The organism is Actinomadura soli (assembly GCF_005889715.1).
In the GTDB taxonomy this organism is placed as follows: Bacteria; Actinomycetota; Actinomycetes; order Streptosporangiales; family Streptosporangiaceae; genus Spirillospora; species Spirillospora soli.
The window spans coordinates 1-6835 of record NZ_VCKW01000353.1; the positions used below are offsets into that span (position 1 = coordinate 1).

The window sequence follows — 6835 nt, forward strand, 5'->3', positions numbered from 1 at the left end:
GGCATCGGGTCGTCACCGGCGCCGAGGCGTCGCTGCACGACTGCTTCAACCGGTCGGACATGCTCATCACCGACATCTCCAGCGTGATCTCCGACTACATGCCGAGCCTGAAGCCGTACGTGGTCACCAACCCGCACGCGGCCAACGACGCGGAGTTCCGCGCCGCGTTCCCGTCCGCGTCCGCCGCGTACCTGCTCGGCCCGGGCTGCGCCGAGCTGGCGGATATCCTGGCGGTGACGACGACACCGGGCCGGGACCCGCTCGCCGAGGAGCGCACCAGGCTCCGCGACTACCTGCTGGGCCCGGCGGAGCCGGACGCGATGACGCGGTTCGCCGCCGCCGTCGACGCGCTGGCCGAGGCGGGCCCCCGGTCCACGATGTACGCGCTCCCGGCACCGCGGGTCCCCGACCCCGCATAAAGTGTCGCTCGGTATTCGAACAACCTTGCCGAGGCACCATGACGCAACCGCTGGTCAGCGTGATCATGCCGGTCCACAACTGCCGGGACACGGTCGTCCCCGCACTCGAATCGGCGTTCGCCCAGACCCTCCCCCCGGAGCGGGTCGAGGTGATCGCCGTCGACGACGGCTCGACGGACGGCAGCGCCGAGCTGCTGGACGAGCTGGCCCTCGCCCACGACCGGCTGACGGTCCTCCACCAGCCGAACTCGGGCGGCGCGGGAGGGCCGCGCAACCGGGGCCTGGAACTGGCGTCCGGGGAGTTCGTCTTCTTCCTTGACGCCGATGACCGGCTGGGCCCGGAGGCGCTGGCCCGGATGACCGCGATGGCCGAGCGCAACGGCACCGACATCGTGCTCGGCAAGCAGGTCGGGGTCGGCGGCCGCCGGATGCCGCAGGTGTTCGGCGCGACGATCGAGCGCACCCACGTCCTCGAACCCGGTTCCGAGCTGTTCTGGCGCATGTCGATGGCGGCCCTGCAGCTCTTCCGCCGCTCCCTGATCGAGGACGCCGGGCTCCGGTTCACCGAGGGCTTCCCGACGCACGAGGACCAGCTGTTCACCGCCGGCGCCTACCTGCGCGCCCGGGGCGTGTCCATCCTCGCGGACTACGACTGCTACTACTGGGCGGCGCGCGCGGACGGGACGAGCACGACCCAGGTCGGCGGCGCCCCCGCGGCCGACGTCTACGCGATCGTCACCGAGGCGATGGAGCAGGTCGCGCAGTTCGCCGAGCCGGGCGAGATCCGCGACCAGCTGCACCGGCGCTACCTCGACCAGGAGGTGTTCGGACGGCTGCAGAAGCTGTACCTGAGCGCCCCCGACGACGAACGCAAGATCACCTATGCCGGGTGCCGCGAACTGCTGGAGAACTGGCTCACCCCGGGGCTGGTGCGGCAGCTCGTCCCCGTCCGCCGTATCATCGCGCACTGCCTGCTCCACGACCTCAGCGACGCGCTCGACACCGTCCTGCGCTTCCACCGCGACTCGGGGCGCCCCCGCCTCCACCTGGAGGACGGGCGGTGCTACCACAAGTATCCGTTCTTCCGCGACGAGGCCATCGGCATCCCCGACGACTGCTACGAGATCGCGATGAAGCCGGCGATCCAGCATCGGCTGTCCCCTCCGGCCTGGTCGGACGGCGTCCTCCAGATCAGCGGCACCGTCGTGGTGCGCGACACCGACGAGGGAACCCCCGCCCTGCACCTGATCGTGGACGGCGCCCAAGGCCCCCGGCGCGTCGCCTGCGAGACCGGCGCGGCGGAGCGCACCGACGAGGGAATGGCGACGTCCTACACCGCCGAGCTGACCCCGGTGTCGGAAGACTGGCCGGACGGCCGCTGGACGATCGCCATGGAAGCGGGCATCGAGGGGCACCTGCAGACCATTCCCGTCCAGAAGCCCGGCGGCATGCACGTCCCGACCGTGATCAGCACCCGTCCACCGGGCCGGGCGCGCCTCATCCGTGTCCTGCCTCTGAGCGGGCGGGGAGAGCTCGTCCTGGAGCTGGGCGGCGGACCGGTCCCCGGCGATCTTCCCGACGCCGAGGCCGCCCTTGGGCCCGGAAACCGGCTGCGTGTACGGATCGGGACACCGCCCGTCCTGGGGCCCGGCCCGGCACCGGCCATGAGCGTCGTCCTGCGGCACGCCCGCGACGAGAGCATGGAGGTCCGCGCCGTCTTGGAGCCCGACGGGGCGTCCCACCTTCAGGCCGACCTCTCCCTGGCCCGCGCCCGCACCGGGCGCTGGAAGGTGTTCTTCGAGATCGACGGCATGGGCGACCCCGTCCGGACGCGGCTCCGGGAAGGGAAGGGCGCCCTGGGGCCGGTGACGGCGTCGTGGATGCCGCCGCGCCGCCTGCACGTCCGGCTCGACGACAAGTGGCTGACGGCCTCCGTCGCCGATCCGCTGAGGCAGCGGGTGGCGAGCCTCCTGCGGCGGCCGTCCCGGAAGCCGCGATAATGGCCGCGCCGCAGCACGTCCGCCAGAAAGGCAGCGAATGACGCACCGCATCCTTCCGACCGCCCAAGTGGACCCGTCCGCGCGGCTCGGCGACGGGACCACCGTGTGGGACCTCGCCCAGATACGCGAGAACGCCCGGCTCGGCACGGGCTGCATCGTCGGCCGCGGCGCGTACGTGGGGTCGGGCGTCCGGATCGGCGACAACGTCAAGCTGCAGAACCACGCGCTCGTCTACGAGCCCGCCGTGCTGGAGGACGGCGTGTTCGTCGGCCCCGCCGTCGTCCTCACCAACGACCGCGAGCCCCGCTCCGTCGACCCGGACGGCAAGCTGAAGCGCGGCGACGACTGGGAGGCGGTCGGCGTCCACGTCGCCGAGGGCGCGTCCCTGGGCGCCCGCAGCGTGTGCGTCGCGCCCGTGCGGATCGGGCGCTGGGCGATGGTCGCCGCGGGCGCCGTCGTGACCCGCGACGTCCCCGACTTCGCCCTGGTCGTGGGTGTTCCGGCCCGCCGCGTCGGCTGGGTCGGCCGCGCGGGCGCCCGCCTGACCGGGCGGCCGGACGGAACGTGGGAGTGCCCGCGGACCGGTGCCCGCTACGTCGAGACCCCGGCCAGGGACGACTCCGACACCACCGTTCTCATCGAGAAGGAAGTATGAGCCTCAAAGTCCTCAGCGTCGTCGGCGCACGCCCGCAGCTGGTCAAGCTCGCCCCGATCGCGTCCGCCCTCGCCTCGGCGGGCCATCGGCACGTCATCGTGCACACCGGCCAGCACTATGACGCCGACCTGTCGGACGTGTTCTTCTCCGGTCTCGGCATCCCCGACCCGGACGTGCACCTCGGTGTCGGGTCCGGCAGCCACGGCGTCCAGACCGGCGCCGTCATGGCGGCCCTCGACCCGATCCTGGTGCGCGAGCGCCCCGACTGGGTGCTCGTCTACGGGGACACGAACTCGACGCTCGCGGGCGCGGTGTCCGCCGTGAAGCTGCACCTCCCGGTCGCGCACCTGGAGGCGGGGCTCCGCTCCTTCAACCGCCGCATGCCGGAGGAGCACAACCGCGTCCTCACCGACCATGCCGCCGACCTGCTGCTCGCCCCGACGGAGGAGGCGATGCGCCACCTCGCCGCCGAGGGGCTCGCGGAGCGGAGCGTCCGCACGGGCGACGTGATGGTGGACGTCTGCCTCCGGATCCGGGACATGGTCCTCGCCCGGACCGGCGGCGGCCTTCCGGAGGGCCTGCCGGACGGGATCGACCCCGAGCGGCCCTACCTGGTGGCGACCCTGCACCGGGCGGAGAACACCGACGACGCGGCCCGGCTCGGCTCGCTCGTCGACTCGCTCGCCGACCTTCCCGTCCAGGTCGCGCTGCTCGCCCATCCGCGGCTGGTCTCCCGCGCCGAGACGCATGGGATCAAGCTGGGGCGCGGCGCGCTGCACGTCGGGCGCCCGCTGCCCTACGCGGGCATGGTCGCGGCCGTGCTCGGCTCGCAGGGCGTGATCACCGACTCCGGGGGCCTCCAGAAGGAGGCGTTCCTGCTCGAACGTCCGTGCACCACGCTGCGGACCGAGACGGAGTGGCCGGAGACCCTGGACGGCGGCTGGAACGAACTGGTCGCCGACCCCGGCGCGCTCGGCGCCGCCCGCTGGGCGGAGACCGCCACCCGCCCGGCTCCGGACGTCCCGCGCGGCACCCCGTACGGTGACGGACGCGCGGCCGAGACCGTCGCGGCGGTCCTGGCCGAACGCGTCCACCGGTAGGCCGCGTCGGTTGGTAGGCAGCGGCCGCCGGTAGGCCCTGGGTGCGGGCCCTCAGACCTCGGGTTCGAGGGTCCGCACCTGCCGCGTCGTCACGGTGAGGCCGGGGTGCTTGCGGGCCAGCCGCCAGGCGAACGGCACCGACGTGTCGTCGATCACGATGACGCGGCTGACCTTCGCCATGTCGATGGCGCGGTCGACGTGCCGCCGCGCGATCCGGATCAGCAGAAGCGGCCGGACATGCCGGTAGAAGGGCAGGAACAGCCGCCGGTGAACGATGCCGGAGGCCCGGGTCTGCGCGCGGTCGAGCACCGCGCCCGCCCGGCCGAGCCGCTTCAGCGGCCACACGAGCGCCCGGGGCACCCTGCTGACGATCGTGCGCTCCAGCCACGGCAGCGGGTGCCTGGCCTCGGCCTTGTCGAGCAGGTGCAGCCGCGCCCGCTCGTCCAGCTGTCCCCAGCCGCGCGACTCGGCGGTCACGACGTCGACCTCCGCGCCCTCCTCGTCCAGGTAGTAGGCGGCCAGCCCGGCGGCCCTCCTGGTATCGCGCTTGTGGCTCCTGGAGTCCAGGACAAGGATCAGCACCCGTGGGGACGGCCCACCGTTCACGTCTTCGTCTCCCCGCTCGCTCATCCGGCGCCCGCACCCCTGCGGGCGGCCAGCTCGCTCAGCCGCCGCACCAGCGGCTCCAGCGACACCGTGCGCTCGAAGCGGGCCGCGTAGTCGCGCGCCTCGGCGATCTGCCGCCGGTCGAGGCCCGCCGCCGCCTTCGCGGCCTCGACCATCGACCGGGCGATGGCCTCCGGGTCGAGCCCGCTTGGGTTGAACCACAGCGGGTAGTCCCGGAGGAACTCCTCGGCCGCCGACCCGGGCGCGTGGACCGACACGATCGGACGTCCCGCCGCCATGTACTCGAAGATCTTCCCGGACGTCACGTACCGCGCGCCTCCCGCGAGGAACACCAGGACGTCGGAGTTCCGGTACACCTCGTGCAGCTCGGTCTTGGACATCGGCCCGCGGTACCGCACCCCCGGCGCCAGAACCTGCTCGGCCCGCTCGTTCTTCTCGTTCTTCTCGTTCTTCTCGCTCAGCCCGTTCTGCCCGTTCTGCCCGGCGTCGCCTTCCTCGTCGGACGACGGGGGCGCGAGGCGCTTGATGAGGGTGCTGTCGGATCCCTTGAAGAACCCGAGATACCCGTGCAGGTCGAGGCTCGCGTGGGCCAGATCCGGGTGTTCGCGGGCGCGGCCGAACCCCTCGACCATCGCTTCGATGGGCTGCTTGCCGGTCAGCGTGCCGACGTAGGAGAAGCGGGGGCGGCGCTCGTCCCGGCCATTGTGGATCTTCGCGGGCGGCTCGACCGTGGCGTCGAGCGTGTCGGCGTCCCAGCCGTTCGGGACGACCATCATCCGGTCGGCCGCCCGGGGATAGCGCTCGGCGTGCCAGGACCGCAGCGCCTCGTTGACGAAGACCACGTCGGACGCCGACTTCAGCACCCGCCGTTCCCAGGAGTAGGCCGGGTGGCCCTTCTCGAACGCGGGCTCCTCACTGAAGAGGTCGAGCGTCCAGGCGTCACGGTTGTCGAGAATGTAGGGGGTCCGGGTCATCCGGTGGAAGAGCCAGGCCGCCGCGAACGAGGCGAACGGATTCCCCGTGGCGAGGACGACGTCGAACCTCTGCCGCGCATGCATGCGCAACGCCCGGCGGACACTCGCCCAAGCCCAGGACGCGTAGTTCTCCGGGAAGACGTGCTTCTGCTTCCAGCCGTACACCGAGCGGGCGAGGTGCGGGAACGTCCTGCGGAACCGGGTGTAGTCGCGCAGGTTGTGCTGCCACACGAAGAGGTCGAGGTCCGGCCGCACCACGGTGACCCGCGGGTCCACCGAATCCAGCAGCCGCTCGTCGAACGAGCCGATGGCGTCGCGCAGGAAGGGCATCGGCGCGGCGAAGACCGTGACGTCCCAGCCCCGTTCGACCAGGAGATTGGCCGTCGCCCGGGGACGGTAGACGCCGCTGGCCCGCGACGGCGGGAAGTAGAAGGCGAGGTACAGCAGCCGAGGGCGGCGGTGGGCCATGGATCTCATCCTTCGACGTGGCCGGCCAGAGGACGTTCTTGCGTGCTGGTGTAGGCGAGCCGCGCTCCCGAGCCCAGGATCGCGTCCCGCAGTTCGGACGCGACGACCATCGACCCCGGGTCGCCGACGATGACGAGGCCGATCGACCGGCCCTGCAGCAGATCGCGGACGATGACACGCTCCCGGACGCGGGCCGGGTCGCGCCGGTAGAGGCGGGCCAGCCGGCGGTCGACGGGGCGCTCGATCCGGCGCACGTAGGCCGACCGCAACCGCTTGCTCAGCCTGCGCAACGGGCCGGGCAGGCAGACGCGCAGCAGGAACAGCGGGGCGCTGGTCAGCAGCAGCCGCACGACGGCGGGCCGGTGGCCGCGTTCGAGCTGCGAGAGCTCGACGAGGTCGGCTCCCTGCGGGAGCGGCACCTTGCGCCATTTGGCGGCGCCGCCCACGAGCAGGGTCACGCTGTCGCCGTGCGCGAGCGCGTGTTCGGCCTCGGCGATGACCGCGGGCCGCCGGGAGCCGTCGAGGGCGAGGAAGAGAACGTTCACGGCGCGTCCGTCCGGCCGTCGGCGGAGTCGGCGGAGTCGGCGGGGTC

Annotated in this window: 6 protein-coding genes and 1 pseudogene; 4 read left to right on the top strand and 3 right to left on the bottom strand. The window is 72.7% G+C overall.

What is annotated here, in order from left to right; translation table 11 throughout:
• The 4 genes and pseudogenes from ETD83_RS37810 to wecB form a co-directional block, all read left to right on the top strand.
• Positions 1-419: pseudogene (locus ETD83_RS37810) on the top strand (CDP-glycerol glycerophosphotransferase family protein); the annotation flags it as partial.
• Positions 420-457: 38 nt separating this feature from the next.
• The gene (locus tag ETD83_RS37815; RefSeq protein ID WP_138650006.1) at positions 458-2419 is read left to right on the top strand and encodes a glycosyltransferase family 2 protein; all 1962 of its coding nucleotides are present in this window, start codon (positions 458-460) and stop codon (positions 2417-2419) included.
• 37 nt (positions 2420-2456) lie between these two features.
• Entirely contained in the window at positions 2457-3074 is a 618-nt protein-coding gene (locus tag ETD83_RS37820) for an acyltransferase (RefSeq protein ID WP_138650007.1), read from the top strand.
• Positions 3071-4174: a non-hydrolyzing UDP-N-acetylglucosamine 2-epimerase gene (wecB, locus tag ETD83_RS37825; protein ID WP_138650008.1), complete on the top strand. Its 1104-nt coding sequence runs from the start codon at positions 3071-3073 to the stop codon at positions 4172-4174. Before ETD83_RS37820 ends, wecB begins: the two co-directional genes overlap by 4 nt.
• Positions 4175-4225: 51 nt before the next feature.
• Here wecB and ETD83_RS37830 read toward each other — a convergent pair whose 3' ends face one another.
• The 3 genes from ETD83_RS37830 to ETD83_RS43210 form a co-directional block, all read right to left on the bottom strand.
• Positions 4226-4804, bottom strand: coding sequence for a hypothetical protein (locus ETD83_RS37830; RefSeq protein ID WP_138650009.1), 579 nt, complete (start codon positions 4802-4804; stop codon positions 4226-4228).
• On the bottom strand, positions 4801-6243 hold the full coding sequence (locus ETD83_RS37835) for a glycosyltransferase (RefSeq protein ID WP_205718103.1): 1443 nt from the start codon (positions 6241-6243) through the stop codon (positions 4801-4803). The genes ETD83_RS37830 and ETD83_RS37835 overlap by 4 nt, the downstream gene beginning before the upstream one ends.
• A 5-nt stretch (positions 6244-6248) precedes the next feature.
• A partial coding sequence (locus ETD83_RS43210) for a hypothetical protein (protein WP_205718104.1) occupies positions 6249-6835 on the bottom strand: 587 nt, incomplete at its 5' end.